Origin of the sequence: Thalassospira australica (genome assembly GCF_000763295.1) — a bacterium.
Taxonomy (GTDB): Bacteria; Pseudomonadota; Alphaproteobacteria; order Rhodospirillales; family Thalassospiraceae; genus Thalassospira; species Thalassospira australica.
In genome coordinates this window covers 39090-65702 of the sequence record NZ_JRJE01000005.1, presented here as the reverse complement: position 1 = coordinate 65702, position 26613 = coordinate 39090, and the positions used below count along the sequence as shown (strand labels likewise).

23 protein-coding genes are annotated in these 26613 nt (G+C 52.7%); 13 read left to right on the top strand and 10 right to left on the bottom strand.

What is annotated here, in order from left to right; genetic code table 11:
* Window positions 1–140: 140 nt before the first annotated feature.
* The 3 genes from JF44_RS0104520 (at window position 141) to JF44_RS0104510 (ending at window position 4148) form a co-directional block, all read left to right on the top strand.
* On the top strand, window positions 141–1280 hold the full coding sequence (locus JF44_RS0104520; protein WP_033067934.1) for a homogentisate 1,2-dioxygenase: 1140 nt from the start codon (window positions 141–143) through the stop codon (window positions 1278–1280).
* 436 nt (window positions 1281–1716) lie between these two features.
* The gene (locus JF44_RS0104515; RefSeq protein ID WP_033067933.1) at window positions 1717–2706 is read left to right on the top strand and encodes a hypothetical protein; all 990 of its coding nucleotides are present in this window, start codon (window positions 1717–1719) and stop codon (window positions 2704–2706) included.
* Entirely contained in the window at window positions 2703–4148 is a 1446-nt protein-coding gene (locus JF44_RS0104510; protein ID WP_033067767.1) for a hypothetical protein, read from the top strand. The genes JF44_RS0104515 and JF44_RS0104510 overlap by 4 nt, the downstream gene beginning before the upstream one ends.
* A 5-nt stretch (window positions 4149–4153) precedes the next feature.
* Here the strand turns inward: JF44_RS0104510 and JF44_RS0104505 are convergent, their stop codons facing one another.
* Window positions 4154–5080 (bottom strand): LysR substrate-binding domain-containing protein, encoded by a 927-nt coding sequence (locus JF44_RS0104505; RefSeq protein WP_033067766.1) that lies wholly within the window; start codon window positions 5078–5080, stop codon window positions 4154–4156.
* 201 nt (window positions 5081–5281) lie between these two features.
* Here JF44_RS0104505 and JF44_RS0104500 point away from each other — a divergent pair, with 201 nt between their 5' ends.
* The 3 genes from JF44_RS0104500 (at window position 5282) to JF44_RS0104490 (ending at window position 8756) form a co-directional block, all read left to right on the top strand.
* On the top strand, window positions 5282–6472 hold the full coding sequence (locus JF44_RS0104500; RefSeq protein WP_033067765.1) for an acyl-CoA dehydrogenase: 1191 nt from the start codon (window positions 5282–5284) through the stop codon (window positions 6470–6472).
* A gap of 87 nt (window positions 6473–6559) precedes the next feature.
* Complete coding sequence (locus JF44_RS0104495) at window positions 6560–7783, top strand: CaiB/BaiF CoA transferase family protein (protein ID WP_033067932.1); 1224 nt, start codon at window positions 6560–6562, stop codon at window positions 7781–7783.
* A 79-nt stretch (window positions 7784–7862) separates the two neighbouring features.
* Complete coding sequence (locus JF44_RS0104490) at window positions 7863–8756, top strand: ketopantoate reductase family protein (protein WP_033067764.1); 894 nt, start codon at window positions 7863–7865, stop codon at window positions 8754–8756.
* 56 nt (window positions 8757–8812) lie between these two features.
* Here JF44_RS0104490 and JF44_RS0104485 read toward each other — a convergent pair whose 3' ends face one another.
* On the bottom strand, window positions 8813–9742 hold the full coding sequence (locus JF44_RS0104485) for a DMT family transporter (protein WP_033067763.1): 930 nt from the start codon (window positions 9740–9742) through the stop codon (window positions 8813–8815).
* A 176-nt stretch (window positions 9743–9918) separates the two neighbouring features.
* The gene (locus tag JF44_RS0104480) at window positions 9919–10953 is read right to left on the bottom strand and encodes a helix-turn-helix domain-containing protein (RefSeq protein ID WP_162181383.1); all 1035 of its coding nucleotides are present in this window, start codon (window positions 10951–10953) and stop codon (window positions 9919–9921) included.
* 333 nt (window positions 10954–11286) lie between these two features.
* On the opposite strand from JF44_RS0104480, the gene JF44_RS0104475 reads away from it, so the two are divergent.
* Window positions 11287–11790: a hypothetical protein gene (locus tag JF44_RS0104475; protein WP_033067761.1), complete on the top strand. Its 504-nt coding sequence runs from the start codon at window positions 11287–11289 to the stop codon at window positions 11788–11790.
* A 91-nt stretch (window positions 11791–11881) separates the two neighbouring features.
* Here JF44_RS0104475 and JF44_RS19845 read toward each other — a convergent pair whose 3' ends face one another.
* A complete protein-coding gene (locus tag JF44_RS19845; RefSeq protein ID WP_052065443.1) occupies window positions 11882–12937 on the bottom strand; it encodes a helix-turn-helix domain-containing protein in 1056 nt (351 codons plus the stop codon).
* 335 nt (window positions 12938–13272) lie between these two features.
* On the opposite strand from JF44_RS19845, the gene JF44_RS0104465 reads away from it, so the two are divergent.
* The gene (locus JF44_RS0104465; RefSeq protein WP_033067760.1) at window positions 13273–13833 is read left to right on the top strand and encodes a hypothetical protein; all 561 of its coding nucleotides are present in this window, start codon (window positions 13273–13275) and stop codon (window positions 13831–13833) included.
* A 124-nt stretch (window positions 13834–13957) separates the two neighbouring features.
* Here the strand turns inward: JF44_RS0104465 and JF44_RS0104460 are convergent, their stop codons facing one another.
* The gene (locus JF44_RS0104460; RefSeq protein WP_081944334.1) at window positions 13958–14758 is read right to left on the bottom strand and encodes an AraC family transcriptional regulator; all 801 of its coding nucleotides are present in this window, start codon (window positions 14756–14758) and stop codon (window positions 13958–13960) included.
* Between the two features lie 155 nt (window positions 14759–14913).
* Here JF44_RS0104460 and JF44_RS0104455 point away from each other — a divergent pair, with 155 nt between their 5' ends.
* Window positions 14914–16191: an MFS transporter gene (locus tag JF44_RS0104455; protein ID WP_156111595.1), complete on the top strand. Its 1278-nt coding sequence runs from the start codon at window positions 14914–14916 to the stop codon at window positions 16189–16191.
* 164 nt (window positions 16192–16355) lie between these two features.
* On the top strand, window positions 16356–18311 hold the full coding sequence (locus tag JF44_RS0104450; RefSeq protein WP_033067759.1) for a bifunctional 2',3'-cyclic-nucleotide 2'-phosphodiesterase/3'-nucleotidase: 1956 nt from the start codon (window positions 16356–16358) through the stop codon (window positions 18309–18311).
* Between the two features lie 97 nt (window positions 18312–18408).
* Here the strand turns inward: JF44_RS0104450 and JF44_RS0104445 are convergent, their stop codons facing one another.
* Window positions 18409–18852: a GcrA family cell cycle regulator gene (locus tag JF44_RS0104445; protein ID WP_033067758.1), complete on the bottom strand. Its 444-nt coding sequence runs from the start codon at window positions 18850–18852 to the stop codon at window positions 18409–18411.
* A 199-nt stretch (window positions 18853–19051) separates the two neighbouring features.
* Here JF44_RS0104445 and JF44_RS0104440 point away from each other — a divergent pair, with 199 nt between their 5' ends.
* The 3 genes from JF44_RS0104440 to JF44_RS0104430 all read left to right on the top strand — a co-directional run bounded on the left by JF44_RS0104440 (window position 19052) and on the right by JF44_RS0104430 (window position 20891).
* Window positions 19052–19714, top strand: coding sequence for an NnrU family protein (locus JF44_RS0104440; protein ID WP_033067757.1), 663 nt, complete (start codon window positions 19052–19054; stop codon window positions 19712–19714).
* A gap of 129 nt (window positions 19715–19843) precedes the next feature.
* Window positions 19844–20305, top strand: a complete 462-nt coding sequence (locus JF44_RS0104435; RefSeq protein WP_033067756.1) for a hypothetical protein — start codon at window positions 19844–19846, stop codon at window positions 20303–20305.
* A 103-nt stretch (window positions 20306–20408) separates the two neighbouring features.
* Window positions 20409–20891 (top strand): hypothetical protein, encoded by a 483-nt coding sequence (locus JF44_RS0104430; RefSeq protein ID WP_033067755.1) that lies wholly within the window; start codon window positions 20409–20411, stop codon window positions 20889–20891.
* Between the two features lie 97 nt (window positions 20892–20988).
* Here JF44_RS0104430 and JF44_RS0104425 read toward each other — a convergent pair whose 3' ends face one another.
* The 4 genes from JF44_RS0104425 to JF44_RS0104410 form a co-directional block, all read right to left on the bottom strand.
* Window positions 20989–21852 (bottom strand): NUDIX hydrolase, encoded by an 864-nt coding sequence (locus tag JF44_RS0104425; RefSeq protein WP_033067754.1) that lies wholly within the window; start codon window positions 21850–21852, stop codon window positions 20989–20991.
* A 63-nt stretch (window positions 21853–21915) separates the two neighbouring features.
* A complete protein-coding gene (locus JF44_RS0104420; RefSeq protein WP_033067753.1) occupies window positions 21916–22242 on the bottom strand; it encodes a hypothetical protein in 327 nt (108 codons plus the stop codon).
* A 539-nt stretch (window positions 22243–22781) separates the two neighbouring features.
* A complete protein-coding gene (locus tag JF44_RS0104415) occupies window positions 22782–25232 on the bottom strand; it encodes a bifunctional diguanylate cyclase/phosphodiesterase (RefSeq protein WP_081944333.1) in 2451 nt (816 codons plus the stop codon).
* A 329-nt stretch (window positions 25233–25561) separates the two neighbouring features.
* Window positions 25562–26590 (bottom strand): M23 family metallopeptidase, encoded by a 1029-nt coding sequence (locus JF44_RS0104410; RefSeq protein ID WP_033067752.1) that lies wholly within the window; start codon window positions 26588–26590, stop codon window positions 25562–25564.
* Window positions 26591–26613: the final 23 nt, after the last annotated feature.

The following is a 26613-nucleotide window of genomic DNA, read 5'->3' as shown; positions in this document are numbered from 1 at the left end:
GGTTTCCACTGGATGCGGTATTGGCGTAATTGTTCCGTTTCGCTTGAAAGCCAAGGTCTTTCTTCTCATATCCATAAAAGGTGCATCTGGCGCAGATGCGGCACCAGCACGCGCCAAAAGAACCAATATGGGAGGCGGAAATGACAAACTGGATCAGACTTCCGAACAGCGAAGGCCAATGCGTTGCATCCCCCGACAAGCAAGGCGGCGTAAAAACCCATCAGCGTGAGGTGGGACGTGCAGGATTTCAGGGGCCGGCGGCGCAGATTTACCACCGTCATCCGCCCGCCAATTGGGCAACTTTCGAGGGGCCGTTGCGCCCGCGTGCCTTTTCATTGGAAAAACTATCGCCAGGGCCAGCATGCCCGCTTCAGGCGCGCCGGGTTCTGTACAACAACAATATGGAAATCCGGTACTGGAAAACCAAAGACAAGATGCATGCCCTTTCACGCAATGCCGATGGTGATACGCTATTGTTTGTCCATGCCGGCGCAGGGGCATTGTTCTGCGATTATGGGCATCTTCCCTATTGCGATGGCGATTATATCCTGTTGCCGCGCGGTACGGCTTGGCGGGTTGAGCCATCCGAAGACTGCGAGTTTCTGATGATAGAGGCAACTGCCGATGCCTTTGGTCTTCCGGACCCTGCATCGGTCGGCGCGGATGCCGCAATTGATCCGATGCTTTTTACCTTGCCGCAAATTGACGAGGTTTTTGTCGCGCAACAGGATGATGCATTTTGGGAAATTCATATCAAACGTGACGGGAAAGTCTCGACCCTGACCTATCCGTTTAATCCGCTTGATGCGCTTGGGTGGGAAGGCGATCTATGTGTCGTCAAACTCAATTGGCGTGATCTGGCCAGGGCGCGTTCGCAAGGTGCAAAAGTACCGCCAGCGGCTCACGGCACTTTCGTTGCCAGCACGTTTTCGATCAGTACCTTTATCCCCAAGATCGGGGAAGGCTCTTCCGGCGTCATGCGTGTGCCGTTCTATCATTCGAACGAAGATGCTGATGAGTTCATCTTCTATCACCGTGGAGAGTTCTTCAGCCGAGGCGAAATCAAGGCAGGAATGGCAACATTCCACCCAAGTGGCTTCCCGCACGGTCCACATCCAAGCTCCTATCAGAAGAAAATGGTCAAAGCCCCCGTCGAGACCGAAGAGGTCGCCGTAATGATCGACAGTCGGGTGTTTCTGAGAGTTGATGACTCCATTCCCGATGGTGCGGAATGGAAGGCCTATATCAAAACCTGGGAGACAGCCAAGGAGACGCTTTAAGCTTTAAAGGCAGCATGCATCAGGTGCATTTTTGTCAGAAAAGGTCATTCGGCGCGGCGAGTTGACTGTGGTAATTTCAAAGAAGCTTGTTAATGTTATCGTCAACATGTCGGAGTAGTTTATAAGGTTCCGGCCAACTAAGGCCGCAGAGATGCCCATCGATTCGCGCCGTTTGCCAAAGCATGCCATTTTGCAGTGCGTTGGCAGTCAAGGCGGCGTGCCAAACATTAGCGCCGGTACAGGTTGACCAAAGCCGAGAATGACCAAACAGAAGATTGTAAAGTCCGTAAGTCATAAGACCCCTGATCCGCAAAAGGCGCCAGAAGATCCTTTGGCATGTTTGCCTGCGACATTTTTTTCGCGCGGTGCCCGGGCGCCCTTTACGACCAAGTCCCTGCGTTACGCCCGGGTTTCTGCCGGGAAAAGCGGACGTTCAATGATCGTATTGCCCGGCCTTTCCGGTGGGTTGGGAACTTATGAGCTGCCGCTTGATACCCTGCGCGATGTGTTCGATCTGTCTGTGCACGACCGCATGTTGTATGACCGTTTGCTCGAACTTGAAGATATCCGTCCGCAAACTGTGCTTGAACATAGCCGTGCCGTCGGAAGTACCGGTGTTGGTGGTGTTGAACTGGCCCGGACCTGCTCAAAACGCAGCTGGAGCGAAAAAGCTTCGCGCGAACTTGGTCAGATGGCCGTTCTCCATCAGGCATTGCGCCAGCTTGGCGGTGCTGCGGTCAAGGACATGGAACGCAAAGAACTCTTGACGACCGAGGGCCAGATTCGCGCACGAAAGGCGTTGAACAGGTTTGCCTCCGAGCACAAGGTTGCCAACGACACCATCATTGATAACCTTGGTGAATGGAGCAAAATGATTGCCCCGGTCGGCCTTGACCTTGACGGATGTCAGGGGCAATTGCGTGTGCTGACCAACGGGCTGACCAAATTCGCCAGTGATATCGAAGAATGGGCAAATTCCGAGCAATCAGACTTCCGCTTTATGGCTGGCCGTGTGGCCAGTGCAACGCGTGAGACCTGCAAACATGCGCAAAAACGCGTTGCAGAAGTCGATAGCTGGAACGAAGAGCTTGGCAAGGTTCTGACAGACTGGGAACGCGCCAAAAAAGATATCGGTAAAACGATCGATTACATGTGGTGGCTGCTTGATGGCTGGCAGGAATTGATTGATGTCTGGGAAAAGCGGTCGCCATCGGATCGGGCCAAACAGCGCGAAACCATTGAAGAAATTGCAAGCTTTTCGCCAGTTCTTCCGGTATCAGAGATCGCAGTGACAGATCAGCAGTTCTGGGTGGATGTGCGCGTGAACCAGATGCTTTGGGCTGGTGAATTGCGTAAACTTGGCAGTGGGGAAATTGACGCCGATATGATGGATCGTCTCGAACGCTTCAGGAGACAGTCTGCATGAAGATTGAAGACGCCGGAAATCTTGGCGCCTCACAACTTGGTCAGCTGTTTGAGTCGCTCAGCGGAAGCGAAATTGCCCGTTTCACGCGCGCGATCGAAAGTGATCGTGCCGATCCCAAATTGCCATTACCACATGAAGCTATCCTGCAAATTTTGCGGCCCCGTCTTGCATCGCTAAAGCCGGAACGCTACCCGACCCCGATGCGCCAGTTTTGCGACCCGTTCGAAGACCTGTTGATGTCGGGTGAACCCAGCGAGAAAAGTATCCGCATCAGCCGTACGTCATTAATACCTATCTGGCGCGTGGTGACAGAATCCGGTGGACCCGAATTCCAAGCGGCGATGAAGGATATCGAAAAGGCAGCGGCGGCACGTAACAGCGAAAAGCTTGCTTTGGCTGAACGCAAGCTCTGGAAACTTGGTGCGCAGGTCATCGAAGAACAGATTGAAAATTCCGTCAATGGCGTAAAGCAGGAGCGTGCATTGGCGACCCGTCTGGGGTCGCGCGTGCATATGAAGGCCTTTGCCCAGGTCGGCAAAATTCTTACGGTGGGGGAAGAAATTGCACAAGTGCGTGATCGTTTCCCGTCTGCACCAATCAGGGCTCTTGATGCCAATGATGTAACCTGGTTGCGTGACCGGGTTATGTCGATCTCAGAAGAAAAACCGGGGTTCGAGCCAAACTTTCTGATGGCTGTTCTGGCGCGTCTGCTGCGCCCAAGTGAGCTGTTCAAACTGATCCGTGTCCTGTCAAACAAGGCGGATGACAGAACGATTGAAAAAACCAACCTTGCAGAAACGGGCGACCTGATTATCGATTTGCTGGCCGAAACCGTGACCGAGATCGAACAGGGTGTCGGGACCGGCAAGGATGAAGCGCATATTCTGTCACTTGCGCGTTGGTATGCATCCGAATTCACCCGGATTACCCGGGAATTCAAAATCCGCAAGGATGGCCGGTGGGGTGAGAAGCTTCTTGAAACCCGCCGTCGGGTATCGCGTGCCCTTGCTGATACGATGTTTGGTGCGACACCTGAACGCGTGATTGATGCGCTTCCGAAACTTGAAGTGACCCAAGGCCCCGGGTCGGGCCGTGGGCTTGCGCGTCCGGTTTTCGCTCAGGACTTTGATGAAGAAAAAGTCCTGGCTGCCGAGAAATCAGCAGAGGCCATCGCCGAAACAGCGCGAATTTCCGATGTTCTTGCTGCACAAAGTTCTGCTGCAAAAGCGGTGGTCGAGCTCAAGAAAAAGCTTAATCAGATCGGGCGCGCCGGTGTTGACGGCATGCGCAGGTTGACGCCGGAAGAAGCGCCAAATGCACAACGTAATCTGATGGCAACGGTACGCTTGCTTGAAATTGTTGATGGCCCGGAAGATGCGGATGTCTTGCGTCGGCGTGGCATGTCGGCGTTGCGTGCCTTAAGCGAACAAAGGGCAAGCTGATCTGATTAGTCTGTCTGCGTGCCTGATGGCATCGACAGATGCGCAACCGTATCGAGTTGATCCAGCCAACTCATGAATGCCCTGATTTTGGGAAGCCGTGCGCGGTTTCGTGGTGCGCAGGCATAATAATGAAACGGGCTTGCCTTTGGTTGGCCAAAGGGGGCGATGATCCGCCCGGTTTCCAGTTCGTCCTCAATCGCAAATGTTGGTAGCAGAGCGACGCCAAGTCCGGCGGCGGCCGCCTGCATGGCCATGGTGAAATGCTCAAATTTCGGGCCGTTTTCGCCATCAATATCACGCAGGCCGCTTGCGGATAGCCAGTCGGCCCAGCCGCGCGGGCGCGTTGCAATGTGAAGCAGCGGAAAGTTTCGTAAATCCTTTGCACGTGGGGTGCGTCCCAGATTTGCAATCAGTTGCGGACTGCAGATCGGGACCATTTCTTCGCCATGCAGAATATGGGCATCAAGTTCCGACCACTGTCCTTCGCCAAACAGAACGGCAATATCAATCTGTTCGCGATCGAAATCGGGGATGCCAATTCGGGAAATGAAGTTGATGGCAATTTCGGGATGCTTGCTGCGAAATTCAGGTAATAACGGAATAAGACAGCGGGACCCGAAAGTCGGCGGTGCTGCAAGTGTTAACACACCGCTTTCCGACCCGCCCGAAAGCAGTGTCAGTGTCGCACTTTCAAGCTGATCAAGGGCCGGGCGGATAGATTGCAGATAGCTTTCGCCTTCTGGGGTTAACACCAAACGTTGTTTCTCACGGGCAAAAAGCTTGCAATCAAGCCACGTCTCAAGCCCCTGGATTTGTCGGCTCACGGCACTTTGCGTCAGGTATAATTCCTCGGCCGCACGCGATGCATTGCCAAACCGGGCGGTCTGTTCGAAGCAACTAAGGGCTTTCAAGCTTGGAATTCGACGGGCCAAGGGTTGAGTCCTGTTGTGGTGATACAATGAAAGTTTATGAGTTTTTCGCATAAACTATGTCGCTTTTATCATTTGCAACTTGGTCTGCCAATTCCTAGCTTAAGAGCATAAGCAACTAAGCTTTTCAGGGGTGGCATCATCTCGCCCTTCTATGGTGCTACCCCTGCTTTCTGTACAAAAATTCATAAAAGGACCAGGCGAATGGCAAGCCGCGCACCGTTTCATTGGGAAGATCCGCTCCTGCTTGAAGAGCTGTTGAGCGAAGACGAACGCATGATCCGCGATGCGGCGCGTGCATACTGTCAGGAAAACCTGCAGACCCGTGTTCTTGAAGCCAACCGTCATGAGGTGTTCCACCGTGAAATCATGACCGAGATGGGTGAACTTGGTTTGCTTGGCCCGACCATCCCCGAAGAATACGGCGGACCGGGTGTGAACCACGTGGCCTATGGCCTGGTGGCCCGCGAAGTTGAACGCGTTGATTCCGGTTATCGTTCGGCGATGTCGGTGCAAAGCTCGCTTGTGATGCATCCGATCTTTGCCTATGGCAGCGAAGAACAGCGCAAAAAATATCTGCCGAAACTGGCAACTGGTGAATGGGTCGGTTGCTTTGGCCTGACCGAACCGGACCATGGTTCTGATCCGGGGGGCATGAAAACCCGCGCACGTAAAACCGATGGGGGCTTTAACCTTTCGGGTGCGAAAATGTGGATCACCAACAGCCCGATCGCCGACGTTTTTGTCGTCTGGGCCAAGGATGATGATGGTGTTATCCGTGGTTTCATCCTTGAAAAGGATATGAAGGGTCTGTCGGCACCGAAAATCGAAGGCAAGTTTTCCCTGCGTGCGTCGATCACCGGCGAAATCGTCATGGACAACGTCTTTGTGCCTGAAGAAAACATGCTGCCGAATGCCAAGGGTCTTGGCGGCCCGTTCGGGTGCCTGAACAAGGCACGCTACGGCATTGCCTGGGGTGCGATGGGGGCTGCTGAATTCTGCTGGCACGCTGCACGTCAGTATACGCTTGATCGCAAACAGTTCGGTCGCCCGCTTGCGGCCAATCAGTTGATCCAGCTTAAGCTGGCCAACATGCAGACCGAGATTGCCCTTGGCCTGCAGGGCGCGCTTCAGCTTGGCCGTCTGCTTGACGAAGGCAAAGGCGCACCTGAGGCGATTTCGCTGATGAAGCGGAACAACTGTGGTAAGGCGCTTGAGATTGCCCGTGTTGCCCGTGACATGCACGGCGGGAATGGTATTTCGGATGAATTCCACGTTATCCGTCATTCGATGAACCTTGAAGCGGTCAATACCTACGAAGGTACCCACGATGTTCATGCCCTGATCCTGGGCCGTGCACAGACGGGTCTTCAGGCCTTCTCAGCTGAGGGCTAATTACGTTTTCAGCGGGCGGCAGCAGAAATGCTGCCGCCCGAATTGATTCAGCAAGCTTTTTCCAATCGACTAAACCGGGGTAATTTGATGACTGGCGCGCTATCGGGACTTCGTGTGCTTGACCTTTCGCGTGTTCTGGCCGGGCCATGGGCCAGTCAGACGCTTGCCGATATGGGTGCGGAAGTCATCAAAATCGAACGTCCCGGTGCTGGCGATGATACCCGTGGCTGGGGCCCACCTTTTGCCAAGGATGCCAATGGGGATGACACGACCGAGGCGGCTTATTACCTGACAGCCAACCGGGGAAAGAAATCCCTGACGATTGATATCACCAAGCCCGAAGGCCAGGAGATTGTCCGCAATCTGGCAGCCGAAAGCGATGTGGTACTTGAAAACTTCAAGGTTGGCGGTCTTGCCAAATATGGTCTGGATTATGCAACCCTTTCAAAGCTGAATCCGAAGCTTGTCTATTGCTCGATCACCGGGTTCGGGCAGGATGGCCCGTATAAGGACCGTCCGGGGTATGATTTTATGATTCAGGGCATGGGTGGCTTGATGAGCATTACCGGTGCACCTGATAGTTTGCCCGGTGGTCAGCCGATGAAGGTTGGGGTGGCCGTTGCCGATATCTTTACCGGGCTTTATGCCACAATCGGTATTCTTGCTGCCCTGCGTCACCGCGATGCAACCGGCGAGGGCCAGCATATTGATCTTGCCTTGCTTGATGTGCAAACGGCTGTTCTTGCCAATCAGGCGATGAATTATCTTGCCACCGGAAACGCACCGGGTCGGCTTGGCAATGCGCATCCCAACATTGTGCCTTATGAAGCGTTCCCGACATCGGACGGCTATCTTATTCTGGCAGTTGGCAATGACAGCCAGTTCAAAAGCTTTTGTCACGTTGCGGGGCTGGAAAGCTTGCCGCTTGATGAACGTTATGCCACCAACCGCAAACGTGTCGCCAATCGCGATGATCTGGTGCCGCTGATCCGTCAGGCGATGGTCGCCCGGACAACCGATGAATGGATTGACGCGCTTGAAAAGGCCAACGTGCCTTGCGGTCCGATCAACACCATTGATCGTGTTTTTGATAATCCGCAAGTCAAACATCGCGGCATGGTCAAAAACCTTGATCATCCAACCGCCGGCACGGTTCCCACGGTTGCCAATCCGATCAAGTTTTCCAAAACGCCGATCAGTGATGAAAAGGCCCCGCCAATGTTGGGCCAGCACAGCGATGAAATCCTGCGTAAGGTTGCCAACCTCAGTGACGCGCAGATCGCGCAACTACGCAAAGCCGGGATCGTTTAACGATAACAATCCCTTGTCTGTCTGGGGGCTGTTATGGAAAAACTAAATCTGGTTTCCGAACAGCAACAGGGTTGTCATCATGAAAATCGCGGTAATGGGTGCAGGTGCGGTTGGGTGTTATTACGGGGCGATGCTGGCACGTGCCGGTCATGATGTCACTCTGATCGGGCGTGAAACCCATGTTGCGGCGATGAATCGTGATGGGTTGCTGCTTGATTTCGGCTCGTCGCAGGAATTTGTCCGGGTCACGGGCGATACGGATGCTGCCGGTGTGGCAGGTTCGGACATGGTTCTGTTTTGCGTTAAGTCGACAGACACGGTTGACGCTGGTGAACAGATAAAACCGTTCATTTCACCCGATACCATTGTGCTTAGTCTGCAAAACGGCGTGGACAATGCCGAACGCCTGGGCGCGGTTTTGGGGCAACCGGTGATCCCCGTGGTGGTCTATGTTGCCACCAGCATGGGCGGGGCAGGCCATGTCAAACATCATGGTCGCGGTGAACTTGTCATCGGTCCGTCTGCGCAAAGTCAAATGGTGGTCGATACGCTTGTGCCCGCCAAAATTCCGGTTGAGATTTCCGAGAACGCCAATGGTGCACTTTGGGCCAAGATGATCCTGAACTGTGCCTATAATGCGCTGTCTGCCATCACCCAACGACCGTATGGCGAATTGGTGCAAGGCGTTGGCGTTTGGGATGTAATGCGCAGTGCCGTTGATGAATGTCTTGCGGTTGCCAAGGCGGACGGTGTGACCGTTTCAGGCGATGTATGGGGGGCGGTTGAGAAAATTGCGGAAACCATGCCCGGTCAGTATTCCTCGACCGCACAGGATCTGGCGCGCGGGAAACCAAGCGAAATTGATTATCTGAATGGTTACATCGTGCGCAAAGGCAAAGAATTGGGCATTGCCACCCCAACCAATCTGACACTGCATGCTTTGACCAAATTGCAGGAAAGCAAGGCACCTTGATCCGGTTCTTGACCAATTAAGTGAGGGGAATATCCCAAACGGCGTGTGACAAAAGGTTATTCTGCGGCGGACTTTTCGCTTTGCGGTGTTTGTCGAAACTTGCGTGCCACAACGGCCATGATCTGATCGTTAAACATGACCAGTGCTGCGGCCAGAACGATCAAAATGCCCCCCACCAGGCTGATCGGGGCAGGCAGCAGGCCAAACACCACAAGATCAAGAATGATTGCCCAGATCATGGCGGTATATTCAAAGGTCGACAGTGTCGATGCCGGGGCACGGGCCAGTGCTTCGGTCATGGCGATATGCGCAAGCCCGCCTGTCAGACCAGCGCTAATTAGATAAACAATATTGTCAGATGAAATGGGTACCCACCCCAGCGGGATGGTCAGAAGCCCGCCAATTGAACAAATAATGGCAAAATAGAATGCAATCGTGCCAGATGGCTCGGTGGTGGTCAGTGCCTTGACTTGTACCTTGGCAAAGGCGGTGGTAACGGCAAAGGCAACACCGGCACCAATGCCAATCAAGGTGCCGTGATCAAGCCCGGGTGTTGATAGCATTGGCCACAGCATCAGAAATACACCGGCAAACCCGCCAAGTGTCGCACCAGTTACAAGCCCCCCGGGATGTTCGCGAAGCGTGATCATTGCGATCGGTATCAGAACAAGCGGGGCCAAGAAGCCAAGGGCAGTTGCAAGGGCAAGTGGCAGGTAGGCCAGTGAGATGAATGCCAGAAACATTGAAATGCAGCCATATGTGCTGCGTTTCAAATGCCCAAGCGGGCGCTTGGTGCGCAAGGCGCGGGGAAACTCGCCGCGCCACATCAGATACAAAATAATCGGAATCAGCGCGACGGAGCTACGCCAGAAAACAATTTGACCGGTTGGCGCGTCAGACGATGCCAGACGCACAAACAGGTTCATCACCCCGAACAGTGCGGTCGAGGCAAGGCGTAACCCAATTCCAGACCAAACTGCCGTCATCTGTGCCAACTCCTGATCATCGTATCTGCAATAGATAACCGATGTTCAGTTGGTTGGATGAATGACAAATTCTCATGTCTGGACTGATGAATGTCTGAGTTCGAAGACAAACACCTGATGCGGGTCAGCCAAACGAAGCAGATATTAACCCCGGGCCGTCAATCCGCTCTGCTTGTTTACAACGTATGCAGCCACTTCTCATATCGGGTGTCGATGTGATCTGCGATTGGTGCGCCATCTTCGCGTTTGGGGCTGTGGCCGCGGCGAATGTCGCCTGGGGTGATGTCAAACTTTCCACGAAAGGCCCGGATAAAGCTGGCGTCGCTGGAAAAACCACATTCCAGTGCAATGTCATAAAGCGGTCTGTCGCGGTTTTGCTGATCGCACAGGATAGACATGGCGTGGCGCAGGCGCAGGTCGCGAATATATTGATAAACTCCGCCCTGATCTTCGCACAGTTGATACAGCTTGGAGCGTGATAACCCCAGGTCTCTGGCGGCGATGTCAGGTGTCAGATCGGGTGAGGCGAAGTTCTGTCGAAAATAGCGCCGGATCGAGATCATCGTTTCAAGGTTTTGTCTGCGGTGGGATGAACTTGATGTTTGCCCATGTGCGGAATTCAGGCAGGAGGCCAGCGTTTCGGCAAATGTGTGCTCAAGGGTGCTGGCATGTTCGGGCAAAAGGTATGGGGCGTTTTTCTTAAGTGAAACAATCTGATCGGCCAGAATGCGCACCATCGGGTCACTGTTTCCAAGAAAACGCATGTTATGATCTTCGGGAAGGACCAATCTGCCTTCGAGCAAATCCCGTGGCACAATGATGACAAGGTTATCAAAATCACTTGTCGTCGCTCTTGCCGTCTGCGAAAGGTCCTGAAACATCAGGCCGCCGGGTGCGATTTCACTTCCGTCCTTACCCTGATCAGAGCTGGCCCCACCGCTGTAGTAGAATTGCAGCATGTAGTGGTCCATCCCGTCTGCTGCAATGGCAGATGGCGTGCGCGACCAGAATTGATGCGTGCTTTTCGTCCGCGCTAGCATCATTGATCCGACCAGGTCAGCTTCCAGTGTTGCAAAAAATTTGTTCTTGCGGATTTCGGGTGTTGTTTCGACGTCGAAGATACAATCGATGCTGTTTTGCCAAACGTCATAGCGTTGTGACATGGGCAAGTCATTTACAGTAAAGAATGTGCGCTTGCTCGGATCAGACACATCAGTCGCCCCCAATTTTCCCTGCTTATAACGGCAATAACTGATTGAGCTATGCTGCAATTCACAGTCTGCCGATGGCAGACGCATTATTTTAGTAAAATTTCATGTTCTGCGAAAGCATTGTTTCTTCTTGAAATATTGTCGCGAACCTCGCAAAGGCCGTTGCTTATGGTTGATTTGGATTGATTGCACATTCTTCTGGACGTTCTGCATATTGGCCTCGAACCGGGCGTGATAAACAGGGTTGATAGAATTGTGACAGCCCGCCCAACAAAACAAAAACAAGGGGGGTGATTTTATCAGTGTTAGGCGATATTTTCTTTGGGGGAGAATATGGATTTTATCGACACGCCACCATTGCGTCGTGGAGGTGAGAAGAACTGCACGGGGCATGGTCGTGATTGGGGTGAAAACAGTCACATCTTGCCAGGAAGACGGGTCGGGGAACCCAATCATCGGGCTTTGGACAACCGTCTTTTATTGCCATTGGATCTTTCATCCGAGCATGAAAAACCCGACACCCGGACTGATCGCATTACATTTGAGCGATTGGAACGTCCACCGGGCAAAGTTTCTGTGGGCTGCAGGGATACCCTGCGTTCACTTGCGCGGGTGATTCAGGTGCTGGAATGGATGCGGTCAAAACGCAACGATAATGGCGATCACGTGCCGCAGTCGGCAAGCTGGTCGGCTGAGGTCATCGAGCAAATACAAACCATGTGGGGCTATGATTGGGTGCCGATGCTTGATCATGGAAACGTCCCGAAAACATATGGTCGGTGCATTCGACCGCAGAACGAAAATGTTCGGCAAGTGCATCACTTCAATAAAACGTAGCGGCGTATATGTCGGGGTCTGCGGAATGGGTGGCGCAGTGGCCTTGTTTGGGCTCCTCTTTGGCGAGGCAAATACTCGACATGTCCGCTTTTTAGACCATCAGGTTTTGCAGCCAGTCTTCATAACGCGTGTCTATCTGGTAGGGATCACCAAGTGATGCATGTTCCTGTTTTGACAGGCCATTTCTGACATCCCCCGGTGTGAGTTCGTATCTTTCCTTAAAGGCCCGAATAAAGCTGGCGTCACTGGAAAATCCACATTCCAGCGAAATGTCATAGATCGAAGAATGTTTGTGCATGGGATCTGTCAGCAAAGAGACAGCACGCCGTAGGCGCATGTTGCGGATATATTGATAAACACCGCCATAGCTTGCGAAATAGTCATACAATTTGGAACGCGATACGCCGAGGTCCCGTGCGACCTTTCGCGGGGTCAAATCTGGTGATGCCAGTTGCTCGCGGATATAGCGACGCATCTTGACCATATTCATCACGTTCTGACGTTGGTGAATGGTTGTGCTTGTCTCGCCCTTTGCCGTGTTCAGGCAGTTCGCAACCAGCATTGCCAATGTTTTCTCTATCGTGGCAGCCTGACCTAAATACAGGTTTGGCATATTGCGCTGAAGAGATAGCAGGTTGTCATGGACAATCCGCGTCATCGGATACTTGGGGTCGAGGAAGCGCATGTTGTGATCGTCGGGATGATTTACCAGATCTTCGATCAGCGGACGGGGAATGATCAGGGTGGTCACCTTGAGATCGCTGGTCTTGGTCGCAAATTCCTGAGTCAGGTCAAAGACAACCACGCCGCCCTTTTTAAGTTGATTGCCGCCTTTGCTGTGTTCGCAAATAAGGTCACCTTCCTTGAAAATGCTGACGCAATAATGGTCCATGTCATTGCGCGCAATCTGTTGCGGTGTTCGTCGCCACTGCTGTGCAAGAGAGGTAACCTCCATCAGCATCAATGACCCCAGAAGATGGGATTCAATTTCGGCTTTGAAGTTGTTGTCGCGAATTGTTTTCTCGGCTTCAACCCCACACAGGACATCAATAGAGCCCCGCCAAATATCATAGCGCTCGTGGTGTGGAAGGTTATTTACTGTAAAAAACGAACTACTTGTTCGCTCGGAGCTTAATTCCGATGCCATTTCTGGTCCCCCAGTTCGGCAGCCGGGTACCTCATGGTTATTCTTTTTGGAAATCTTTTTCCGAAATAACCTGGCCGCATTGACTACATGTCGTGCACGTATTTGATAGCGCTAATTAAGAAAATTATCAATTTCCCTTTGGTATAGGCCCACCACAAGGCAAGCCCTTCGCAGCATTTCTGGACGGATTGCAAAGTATTGTGGATGCAGGGTGCATCGTATATGCGTAATTTGTGCTATACGGCCGGTGCATAATGACAATCATTGTCTGAACGCGATGCGGTTTAACAGACAGGATGTTTACGGAGTGCGAAATTTTCTCAGGGAGAGAAAAAATGCATGTATTCGAAATTAATCCGGCACGGCGAAAGGGTGAGGTTAACTTCGCTGATATCGGATACGATTGGGGTGAATTCAGCCATATCCTGCCAGGACGCCGAACGGGGGAGCCGAATCATCATGCGTGGAAAAATCGTTTGTCCGGGCATGACAAATCACCTGTGCGGGGAAATACCCCGGATCACGCAAGTGATTGGGCAATGATTGAGCAGTATGAACAAGCCACGCAAGCGGTGAGCAAAACCATCGACAGCAGTGTGGATGTTTTGAAATCAGTTGTTGAAATGATGACCGTCCTCGAAGGGATACGCTCAGTACGCAATGAAAATATGCGTGCGGCCAGTTTCCGGAAAGAAGCGGTCGGGACAGAAATCAAAACTGATGAACAGAAAAGGGCCTGGTCACTGGATTTAACGGTACAGGTTCATAACATGTGTGTGCGCCAACAAATGCCAAAACCCACGCATGATGCAGTGACACGTCGTTATGATGTCAATACAGAGCCGGAACACGATATCTTGCCGCCTTTGAAGACACATAAAGAGACCGATCACTAATCCGAAACGGCTCTGGGGTTATAGCTCATTCATATTAGTTGTCCTTCGGACCCCCCGGATTTGCACGGGCTATTTTGTCGCAAAATCTGTGAGACCGGGTTGATGATTTGAATGAGTTTTGGCCCTAGCGGAAATATCCGCCCGGTGTGCGGCCGGTTGCCTTGCGGAACATCGCGATAAAGGCCGAAGGATTTTCGTAACCAAGGTCAAGGGCGATTTCCGTAACCGGGCGGTCATGTGCCAGTTTTTCAAGTGCATACAGCAGACGAAGTTTCTGCCGCCATTCGCGAAAAGGCATGCCGGTTTCGCGTTGGAAAAGCCGTGCAAGTGTTCGGCTGGATGCCCCGCAAATCGTTGCCCAGTCGTCAAGGGTTCGGTTGTCTGCCGGGTCGCCTTGTAAATGATCGCAGATCCGCGAAAGCCTTGCGTCCTTGGGTGCAGGAAGATGAAGCTTGTCCTGATCCGGTGCCTTGATTTGATCAAGCAGGACACGGATCAGGCGGCCTTCTTCGCCGTCTTCATCATAATCAATCGGAATCTCCGTTGCGGCCCGGATCAGTTCGCGCAAAAGAGGACTGACTTCAAGCACCATGCATTGGTCTGGCAGGTTGGTCGCCACGTCGCGACCAATGTAAAGATGGCGTGCCCGGGTAAAACCGGTGCAACCGACAGCATGCTGGGTATGCGGTGGCACCCAGACGGCACGTTGTGGCGGAACGATCCACATGCCTGCTTCGGTGACAACGGTCATGGTGCCTTCAATGGCATATAACAGTTGGTTCCAGTCATGGCTGTGGGTTGCCACGTGATGGCCAGCGGGCATATCGCTAACCCGGACATAAACAGCCCGGGGCAGTTCCTTGGGGCGGGAGATCGGATTGTGATGTTCTGGTCGATCTTCGAACGTGTTCAGGATATGGGGCATGGTGCAATGGGCCAAAACTGTCCTGTTTGCGATATATATTGGCAGATTACCGCAAGACAGACGGCATCGACAGGGGTAACTTGGTCACATTCCAAAAAACAAAATGCATGTGGCATGGCGTGCGTCACCCAAGTCGCCATGTACCGGGAGAAAACATGTCCAAGGAAATCATACCCGAAGCCAGTAATCATGCTGCCCCACTTGGTGATGTGACTGGCGAGAAGGTGGGAGACAGTGGCCCTGTTTACAAGGGCTGGCGAAACCCTGAAGTGCTTTTGATCGTGATGGCAGCGGCAATGCCTTTGTCCTTCTCGACCTGGATGGCGCTGTTAAATAACTTCTCGGTCGAAATGGCCGATTTCACCGGGCGCGAAATTGGCATTTTGCAGTCCTTACGCGAAATTCCGGGGTTTCTGGCCTTCACCGCAATTTTCGTGCTTCTGGTTTTGCGCGAACAGACATTTGCCCTGCTGTCGCTGCTTGTGCTTGGTATTGGTGTTGCCATATCGGGGTATTTCCCAACCGTGATCGGGCTTTATTGCACCACGGTTCTGATGTCGATCGGGTTCCATTACTTTGAAACCATGCAGCAGGCGCTTTCGCTGCAATGGGTGCGCAAGGATCGCACCGCCATGGTGATGGGCAGGCAACTTTCAGCCAAGTCGATGGCGTCACTGATCATGTTTGGCATGGTCTGGGTGATGCTTGAAATCTTTGCTGTCGATTATCGCTATGTCTATCTGTTTGGCGGGTCGCTTACCATTGCGGCGGCTTTGTTCGTCTGGGGAGCATTCCCGAAATTTTCCGATGCGCATCCGCAAACCAAAAAGCTGATCCTGCGCAAACGTTATTGGCTTTATTATGCGCTTACCTTCATGAGTGGCGCGCGCCGCCAAATTTTCACCGTCTTTGCCGGGTTCCTGATGGTGGAAAAGTTCGGTTATGACGCAGCAACCATCACGTTGTTGTATCTGCTCAACCACGTGATCAACATGTTTCTGGCACCCAAGATCGGTAAACTGATCGGCAAGTGGGGGGAGCGCCGCGCACTGGTATTTGAATACACTGGGCTGTTCATTGTATTTGTGTCCTATGCCTTCGTGGAAAATCATATCCTGGCAGGCGGACTGTATGTGATTGATCACATGTTCTTTGCTTTGGCGATCGCGATCAAAACCTACTTCCAGAAGATCGCCAATCCGGCTGATATTTCCTCGACCGCTGGCGTCAGCTTTACCATCAACCACATTGCTGCTGTTTTCATTCCCGCAGCCTTCGGGCTGCTGTGGTTGGTGTCGCCCAGTGCGGTGTTCCTGGCCGGTGGGGCGATGGCGTTTGTATCGCTGGTCCTGGCGCTTAATGTTCCCAATGACCCTGAACCGGGAAATGAAGTTGTGCGTGGCTATAAGGGACCGGAAGCTGTTCCGGCCTGAGGACGAAAAGCAAAAGGCACAATGGTTCAAATTCGGAAACGCCCGTGCAGTGTCGCGGGCGTTTCTGTTTGTGTTTGCCACATCTTTTTCGCAAAATCTTCAAATCCTAACCAACTGAACAAGAATAAAGTCATACGAACGAGCACACGAACAGGAAGACAGATATGAAAACCATGCAAAAAGCCGGTGTTGCAGCAATGGGGCTTACGCTAGCACTGGTCAGCGGAACAGCACTTGCCGACAGCACGGTATCGCTGCGTATCCTCGAGACCACCGACATCCACACCCATCTGGTCAATTATGATTATTATCGCGATGGGGAGTCTGACACGGTTGGGCTGGCAAAGGTTGCGACCTTGTTGAAAACAGCACGCGGTGAAGCAGAAAATGTTGTCTTCATTGATAATGGTGACCTTATTCAGGGAAACCCCCTTGGCGATTACATGGCCAAGGAACGTGGCCTAAAGAAGGGGGAAACGCACCCTGTCTTCAAGGCGATGAACCTTCTGGGGTATGATGCGGCCAATATTGGCAATCATGAATTCAACTATGGGCTTGAGTTCCTGGATAACTCGATTGCCGGTGCGAATTTCCCCTATGTCAGTGCCAATGTCTTTGTTGATGACGGGGATGGCAACGCTGAAAACGACACGCCGTATTTTGACCCCTACGTCATTCTGGATCGTGAGTTCACCGACGCGGACGGCAAGGTACACAAGGCCAAGGTTGGTGTGATCGGTTTTGTGCCGCCACAAATCATGCAATGGGACAAGGCAAACCTTGAAGGCAAGGTGATTTCCAAGGATATCGTCGAGATGGCCAGGAAATACGTTCCGGAAATGCGTGAAAAGGGTGCCGATGTTGTCATTGCTGTTCCGCATTCCGGTCTGTCGACCATGGATCGCAATGGCATGGAAGAAAACGCCACTTATTACCTTTCAGAGGTCGATGGTATTGACGCCATCCTGTTTGGCCATGCGCATACTGTCTTCCCCTCAGATGCGTTTTCTGATCTTGAGGGTGTCGACATTGCCAAGGGCACGATTAATGGTGTTGCTGCTGTCATGCCGGGCTTCTGGGGCAGTCATCTTGGCGTGATTGATCTGACCATGAACGTTTCCGACGATGGCGAATGGTCAGTTGTCGACAGTCTGTCAGAAGCGCGCGCGATCTATCAGCGTGAAGGCCGTACAGTAACGCCGCTGGTTGACGCCGATCCGGATGTCATCGCAGCAGTTCAAGAAGAGCACGAAGCAACCATCGCGTATATGCGTGAAGGCGTGGGCACAACATCGGCCCCGATCAACAGCTTCTTTGCTTTGGTTGCCGATGATCCTTCGATCCAGATCGTCACCAATGCGCAGAAATGGTATCTGGAAAAAATCCTGAACGGGTCTGAATATGACGGCATTCCGATCCTGTCTGCCGGGGCGCCGTTCAAGGCTGGTGGACGTGGTGGCCCGGATTATTTCACCGATATCCCTGAAGGCAAGATCGCCCTTAAAAACGTTGCCGACCTTTATATCTATCCCAATACGGTTCGTGCGGTTTTGCTTGATGGGGATCAGGTTCGTGAATGGCTGGAAATGTCGGCAGGCCAGTTTAACCAGATCGACCCGGAAAGCAGCGACGAACAGATGCTGATCAACCCGGACTTCCCGACTTATAACTATGACGTGATTGATGGTGTGACGTATCAAATCGATGTCACCAAACCAGCGCGCTATAACAAGGCAGGTGAAGTGGTAAATGCCGATAGTCACCGGATCGTCAATCTGGAATTTGATGGCAAACCGGTCACGGCTGATCAGCAGTTCATTGTTGCGACCAACAACTACCGTGCCGGCGGTGGCGGCAATTTCCCGGCACTGGACGGATCGACCGTTATTGTCGAAGCCCCCGATGAAAACCGTACGGTCTTGGCAAACTACATTCTCACGGAAAAGGCGATTGATCCCCAAGCCGATGGCAATTGGAGCTTCGCCCCGATTGGTGAAGCATCAAAGGTGACGTTTGTGACCAGCCCCAAGGCATCGGGTGCCGCCAACGCACCCGATAACATCAGCTTTGTCGGTGAGGATGCAGAAGGCTTTGCGCAATACGTTTTGCAAAGCAAGTAAGTCTCGACAAGACATCTTCTCAAGAAAAAAAAACCGCCCTTTTAAAGGGGCGGTTTTTTGATTTCTGGCCTGTGGCGGAAACAACCGAAACAGGAAATTATTTCTTTGCAGCACCCTGCGGGGCACCCTTTTGATTGGGGCCACCTTGCTGTGCGGGGGGATTATCTTCGCGGGGATTCTTACCGTTCAGATAAGCCTGTGCGCAATGCTCGTCGCAATAGGGTTTGCTGGGCACGATCTTTTTGCCACAGAAGTGGAAGTCATCATCGCCCGGATCGCCAAACGGCCAACGGCACATGCCCGCACCAAGATCAAAGATCGAGATGCCTTTGGTCTGCTGTTTGGGGGCCGGTGCCTTTTTCTGTTCCGCTTCCTCAGCGCGACGCTGGATCGGGGAAGGACGCTTGGGCAGGCCGAGGCGGTGTGCCTTGCCAACAACGGCATTTTTGCCAACACCCAGTTCTTCACCGATGCGTGCCGTGGTCCAGCCCTGATTCCAGAGCGAGGTCAGCAATTCAATCTTTTCCGGCGTCCAGCTCATTTCGAGTATATTCCGTATTCCGTTTTCTGCCCGTCAGAGTATCCGACAGCAGGTGCTTATTGTTCGATGTCAAACAGGGATACAGAGGTATCCGCTAATATCGTGTAACGCAAGGGGCTAGGAGATTCGCGTCCCCATCCATGTGCGCGAACAGGGCAATTTGCATGTTGAAGCCATAAAGTAAAGAGGGGATCGTGTTTTGAGCGGGTTTTTCATCGCGGTGGCAGTTTTTCTGATGGGGCATATTGTACCGGGCCTTCTGCGGGACAGACTTGTCAAATGGGTCGGTTACAGGTCCTATGTGGTTGCATTCTCGGTTCTGTCAATTGTGCTGTTTGGCTGGGTGATTCATGAAGTCCAGCACGCGGAGTCGTTTTTGCTGTGGGATCATCAGCCATGGCAGCCACGGCTTCTTGTTGTTGTGATGTTGCCAGTCTGTATTTTGTGGGCCAGCGCCATTCTTCAACCCTGTCCGTTATCAATTGGCAGGCGATCCGGTTTTGATCCCGCACGTCCGGGGATCAACCAATTTTGTCGCCATCCGCTTTTGTTGGGCATGGCAGTCTGGGGTTTCGGGCACATGATTGCCAACGGCGATCTTGTGGCGATCCTGTTCTTTGGCGGCAGTGGCGTGTTTGCAGTGATCGGGTTTTGGCGAATGGAAAAAATCCGTTTGCGTGAACTTGATCCCGACCAGCGACAGGCGATTTTGAACGGGACTCGACGTTTCGCTCCAGCCGGATTGCTGCGCGGGGCTTTGGGGGGACGCGATATTCTTGTCGGTCTTGTGATCTATGTCGTGATCCTCGCCGGACATGCCCATATTATTGGTGTTGATCCCCTTGCGATGGCAGGCTGGTGAGCTGCAATTGATTGCAGGGCTTGTCAGCCGGGGTCTTGAAAGAGATACTGTGAAAATACGCGTAACGCACAGATACGCCAGCCCGGTTGGCCGTGTTGGACGGGCATGGGCAATTTCAAGCGAGGTAACATGACGTCTCCTCAACTTGCCAGCAACCTTGCCAAATTCGCAGAAATGGAAGGACGCCACCCGCGTCTTCTGTTGGCAACCGCATCATCAGAAGAAGAAACCCATCACAAGCATGTCGCAACCCTGTTTGCCGATGGCGGGTTTGATGTCGATGTCGCACCACGTCAGTCAGATGCACAATCCATCGCACTACAGGCGATTGACTGTGATGCAGACATGCTTGTTCTGATCCGGACTTCGCTAAGCGCAAGCGACCGGATCAGTGTTGCTGATCTGATTTCCGCCCTTGATGCGCTGGACGCGGAATATATCAAACTTGGCATTGTCGGCCATGCCGATGACCCGGCTGCGGGGAATGTCGATTTTGTCTGTGACCTTGATCATCTAAAGACAACCGATTGCGAAGCCCTGATTGATTATATTCTGGCAGTTGAAGAAGGCCGTGTGGCGCAACATATTTAGATCACTGCGTAAATTGGTTCTGAAACGGGGCAATGATTTCGAAACCCTTTTGGCGCATACTGGTTGCACCCCAAGGCGGGCTATTTAATCAAGGGATGAGTCGATGGGATTGCTCAAGGAAACGCTAATGCGCGTCTTTGTCGGTAAAAAGGGCCGGGATGCGATTCAGGCCTATAGTGATGCGCAATCCCTGCATGTGCGCGATAGCGCGACGGCTGAGCAAACCGCAGCCCAGGCGCGTCAAACGCGCCGGATCGAAGACCGTGCCCTTGCCCATCAGGATGACGGCATGTCACTCGAAGAAGCCCGTGCATTGGCACTGGCGGAAACCCTGACAGAACAGTCAGAAGCCCCGCATACCGAAATCATGAGGGCGTTAAATGCCGCTGATGCCAAGCTTGGCCAAAAGAAAAGCAAGGTCGCAACGCCAGAAGACGAACGGCGTCAGGAATTAATCGCCGAGGCGGTCAAGGCACTGCGCAGCAAGCAAACGGACCTCGACAAGCTTGATCCTGATTTGCGGGCCAAGCTGACAGTGATGGCTGTTGGCGCCTTGATGGGCGGGCCCGATACCCCGCGTCAGTAACCAGCCCCACGTTTGAACAAGACATGCACCGATCACACAGCGCCTTGTTGCAGGGCGCTGTTTTCGTTCAGGTCCTGCCTATCAGCAAACCTTGTGATCAGGGATTAAGGTCGCGGTGCAGTCCGCTTACCAGTTCACAATAGGTTGGTTCGTTATCTGCTGTCAGATGACCGTGGCGAATAAGAAAATCGATTACGACCAGCGCACAATTGAACTTGAAGTCAAAGCCGGTTCTGACGATCTCGGCAACGTCTTTAAGCGGCAGCAATTCAAACCGTTCAACTTCGCCATCAGCACATTGCGGCACGAAACTTTCAGGCAATTCCAGGTCAAAATTCACCATCACATCAGGCTTAAGGCCCTCATCGGTTTCATACAGATATGAAACAGTTCCGATAGGGATAACCTTTTGGGAAAGTTCTTGTGGAATGCCGGCTTCTTCGGCGCATTCCTTGATCATGTTTTCGCTAAAGCCAAGTCCGGTCGGCTGGCCCCCGGCGACCATGTTGTCAAGCATTCCGGGGTAGGTCGGCTTGTCTTGGGCGCGATGGGCAATCCACATATGAAGGCCATCGGCCTTGCGCACGAACCCGTTCATGTGCACGCCCCAGGACCGGCAACCGAAATGAGGCATGGCAAAACGATCAAGCTGACACAGCGGGGCGTCAGACAGGCAGTTGCGGATATCGAACTTTTCCCCGTGCAGACGCTTTATTGTGCCCTGATCGCGCAGGGCTTCCGTCGCGTTGGTCAAGGCGGCATTACGTTCAGCAAGGGTTTGGATATGTGAAGCAAAACCGTATTCGCCATTTTCATCGCGGATGAAATCATCACCAAGAGCGGTCAGGGCAGTGGCGAATTCTGATCGGAGGGCACCCACCGGGCGCGTGCCAATCCGAAAGCGTGCATACCGCGAAAGGTTGGCGTTGTTGCAGGCATGGATGTGGTCAAGGTAACTCAAGTCTGAACTCCTGAAAGGCAGGCGGCACTGCGGGAAACCCGTCAGCGCCACACCACGATCAGCCTACGCGCTAAGTGCAGAGTTTGAATAGCCTTTTTCTGATGTCAGTACCGTATTCACATGGATGATCTGACGCAGACAGCGCGCGATATGCTCAGCGACTTTGGTTTCAAGCTGTTGGACCTGAATATCGATTTGCAGTTCTTCGAAACCACGATGGCCATCCGCAACAGTGGCATGCCAGCTTGCCGGGACAAGATTGCGTTTGGCAAAAAGTTCCAGCACACGGGGCATTACGTCCGGCTCTGCGGCGGCGTGAACGGAAAAGCAATAAACGGATTTGGTCGGTTGCGCGCCCAACTGGGACGCTGCAAATGCATGATTGGTCATGACAATGCTCACAGATATTCAGTGCATCAAAAAGGCGAACAGATACGTCCCGGTGTCCTTAGACAACCGGGCTGATAATTCGCGTAATGATGATCGAATAAATGTTGTGATGTGTCATGAAGGTCTATTGAGACTCTGACTTTTCAAAACCGTCTGGTTTGAAACAATGCAAAAAAACAGATGAAAGCGAGAACCGGTTAGAGAACCAGTAGCGATGCAATAACGGCCAAAATGGTACCAGCGAACAGGATTTCCATTGAACGGGCGATTTGCTGTTCACGAGCAACGGCGATAGCAACGGCTTTGCGCTTATTCATCTTGTATGCTCCGTCTTCTGACAGGTAGTGGTTGTGTGCCCGACAAGGCACGCATCAAATATAGGCAGGCAAATGGCCGGGTTACAAGGGCTCAGAATCAAAAAACGTCAAAAAACTTTCAACTGCATGGAAAAGATCGCTTTTTTAGTGCCTGTTTTGTCACAAATCCGCGATGGCCAACCGGGGGATGGATCAAACGGGGCAACACCGACCAAAAGTGTCTTAAACCGTTTCGATTCCACTATCCCGATTCGCAGGTTTCCCGTCCGTCTCGCCGGGCTGTAATGTGGCCTCTGTCGGATTGACGATATGCGCGTAATCGCTGATCGGTTTCGGATGGCCGTATTTATACCCCTGAACGGACTGGCAATTGTGATCGGTGAGGAACGATGCCTGTTCGTCGGTTTCAACGCCCTCGGCAATGACTTCCATTGCCAGATCGCGGCTCAGGTTGATCACGGCGCGCACAATCGCGACGGCCTGGTCACTGCTGACCAGTTTTCGGATGAAGGATTGATCAATTTTAATCCGGTCGACCGGGAAGTTCTGCAAAGTTGCCAATGATGAATAGCCGGTGCCAAAATCGTCCATGGCAATGCGGACACCCAGCTTCTTGATATCTGACAATATCTTTAACGAGCGGGCCGGATTATGAATAAGTGCTGTTTCCGTAACTTCAAGCTCAAGGCGTTTTGGATCAAGGCCGGTTTCATCAAGGATGTTGGCGACGACTTCCGGAAGATCAAGTTTCTGAAGCTGAACTGCCGAAAGGTTGACCCCGATCCCAAGCGGGTTCTTCCAGCGCGCAGCTTCCTGGCAGGCCGTGCGCAGCACCCATTCGCCCAACGGAATGATCAGGCCGGTTTCCTCAGCAATCGGAATGAAACGTCCCGGTGGAATGGAACCGAGTTCAGGGTCGGTCCAGCGTAACAATGCTTCAAATGAATGCGTACTTTGATCGCCTGCTTCACATTGCGGCTGGTAGTGAAGCGCCAGTTGCCCATTTTCCATTGCAATGCGCAGATTTGAAGAAATCTGGCGCTTGAAACGATATTCCTCGTCCATCTCCGATGAATAATAAACCAGATCATTGCCGCCGGATTGCTTGACACGATACATCGCCAAATCCGCATGGAACAGAATGCTTTCGGCGTCATTGCCATCGTTGGGATAATGCGCGATGCCGATGCTTGCAGCCAGTTTTGCACGATGTTCAGTATTGATGAAAATCGGGATGGCCACGCTGTCGAGGATCTGTTGGGCGACGTCACGGGATCGTGCCGCGATCTCTTCTTCGGTTGAGCGTTTCTGATGATGGAGCAAGGCAACAAATTCATCACCGCCCACACGTGCAATCGTCACTTCATCGCTAAATAGTTTCGACAACCGTTCACCCAGTTCGCGCAGGGCATGGTCGCCCGCGATATGGCCATAGCTGTCGTTCAATTCCTTGAAGTGGTCGAAATCAATGCACATAACCGTCACCGGCGTTCCGGTTTCGTCGGATTCTTCTAGTGCTTCGGCAAGGCGGTCGTTGAAGGTCGTACGGTTAAGCAGCTTGGTAAGCGAGTCATGTTCTGCAAGAAAGCGGATATGATGTTCCGCCGCATACCGTTCGCGCAGATCACGCAGGCCAAAGATTACCGTGGCGTCAGAGATGTCATCGGCTGGAATTTCGCGTCGAATGACTTCGACCGGAAGCTCCCCGATCCCTCTGAGCGAAAGTGTCGTTTCCACATAAGCGATTTCACCGGACTGAAAAGCAGGCGGCGTATCTGACAGCCACTCGCTCAAGAAATCCTGATTTTCGATGTCTTCGCGTCGAATATTGGCCAGCTTCAAAAAGCTTTCATTGGTATCAATCACGCGCCCGTTTTGTGTCAGAACCAATGCTTCGATTGCGGAATCACCAAGAATCCGCATGCGGTCACTGACGTGATCACGAAGTTGGCGATCAAGAAGGGCCGTGACAAAACCGATCGCGATCAGCAATGTGGCAACAACCGCCACACCAATCGCGAGATATTCCTGAGAAATAAGTTGGGCAGGGACGGGCACTGACGGGTCAGGTGTAACAATAAGCGCGCCCATCGCACTGAAATGCATCGTTGCGACCGCGATCGTCAGGTTGACTTTACCCAGAAGTTTTTCACGAGGCGTTTGCGCGGTTCCCGCCAGCCAAAGCGAGATCATCCCAAAAACTGCACCAAGCAATATCGCTGGAATGACGATATCCATATGCCAGGTGACAACAGCCGGAACTTGCATTGCCGACATGCCGGTAAAATGCATTACCGAAATGCCAAGACCAACGACAAGTCCGCCGACGATGCGCGACAGAAGAATATGTGGGCCTGCTATCGAGGCAACGGCAAATCCGGCTGTGGTCGCAGCGATTGCCAATACCAGTGAAAAGGCTGTCCATGTCGGCTCATACCCAACAGGCACGATCGGATCATAAGACAACATTGCAATGAAATGGGTGGCCCAGATGCCGCCACCCGTGACTACCCCGGTTAAAAACAGCCAGGCAATTCTTTGACGTAGTCGGCCAATACAGGCGCGGGCGTAAAGATTGAACGCAGTATGAATACCGCCCAGCCCAATCAGTAGGGCAACAATCACCAGAACGAGGTCGTGCTGGTGGGCGAGGCAATCATAGATTCTGTACATTTAAGGGCCGATTTCTTGGGGCTTTGCTCAATAGTTCCAACAACTATTGCAGGTTTCTGTCTCAATTCTAATTCCCGGCATACAAGCAAGGCAACTTAAATTGAAAGCAGGACCATTAACCCGGGCTTCCGGACGGAGATATCACATCCCCGTCTTGCAAACGGATATCAAAACGTCAGAGGCTGCCAATGCGGCCTCCAGCTTATGTCTGATGTGGGAAATTTCATTCGAAAAACAACAGCGGCTTTCTGCAGCTGTGTAAATGAAAAACGCCGTCGGATCAAAACGCATTCACATCACTGGCTTGGTCATATGAATACGTTTTTGGCCTAACGGATGGTCAGATCGCTTTGCCCGATCAGACGCGGTGCGCTGCCTGCACGGGTAAAGGTGATTTCACCATTATAGGTTCCTGCAGGCCAGATTTTTCCGGGACGGTCCATATTGATAAAGAACCACTTGGCCCTTGGCCCGGCGTCATTGGGCAGATCGATGGTGAAGTCGCGGTGTCCGCCTTTCCCTTCGGGGGTTTGCAGGCTCATGCGGATCACATCACCATCATTCGCACCAATCAGATAGGCCCAGAAATAAAGCCCCGGACTGGTGTTTGGCAGTTCCTGGTCCTTGCCATAGCCGCGCTTGAGGTCCGAGGCATTTGGCCGCGCCATCGAGAACCCATGCCCATAAAGCGTGATTTCATTATAGCTGAGCTGGGCGCGGGCACCGGAACTCCATAATGCTGCATTCTCGACATTGCAGTCATTCTGGTTGCTTGCCCCCATGGCCGTGCCACTGAACGGATCAATCAGTTGTCCGTCCTTGCGCAGGTTGAAGTGAAGATGCGGGAACGTGGCCTGTCCGGAAATGCCGATACGGGCAATGATCTGCCCCCGGCTGACCCGGTCGCCCTTTTTAACCGCAACCCATCCCCGGCGGAGGTGACAATACTGGCTTTGCCAGCCATCATCATGGTCGATCAGAATGCCGTTACCGCATTCAACGCCTTCAAGGCCGCTTTGGGCGATACGGCCGGAATCAATATCCTCGACCCCTTCGCGCAGGGCAACGACCGTGCCGTCGGCGATGGAGCGCACGGATACCCCGTCAATCATGGTTGCTTCGTCCGGGATGGCAAAGTCGGTTCCGCGATGGCCGTCATATGTCGTGGTGCCACAGGCATAATCGCGAATGTTGGGGCCCGCATCATGATCGACATAGTGGACGATGTCGCAGGTATTGTCCGGGCAATCAACCGGCAGATCAAAGGGCGGACCATCCGCATGGGCCAGACCGGAAAACGACAGGGTTGCAAACAGGCCAAGCATAAGTGTCCGATAATGTCCCGAGCGTTCTGGCATAGGCCCCCCTGATCTGAATTTTA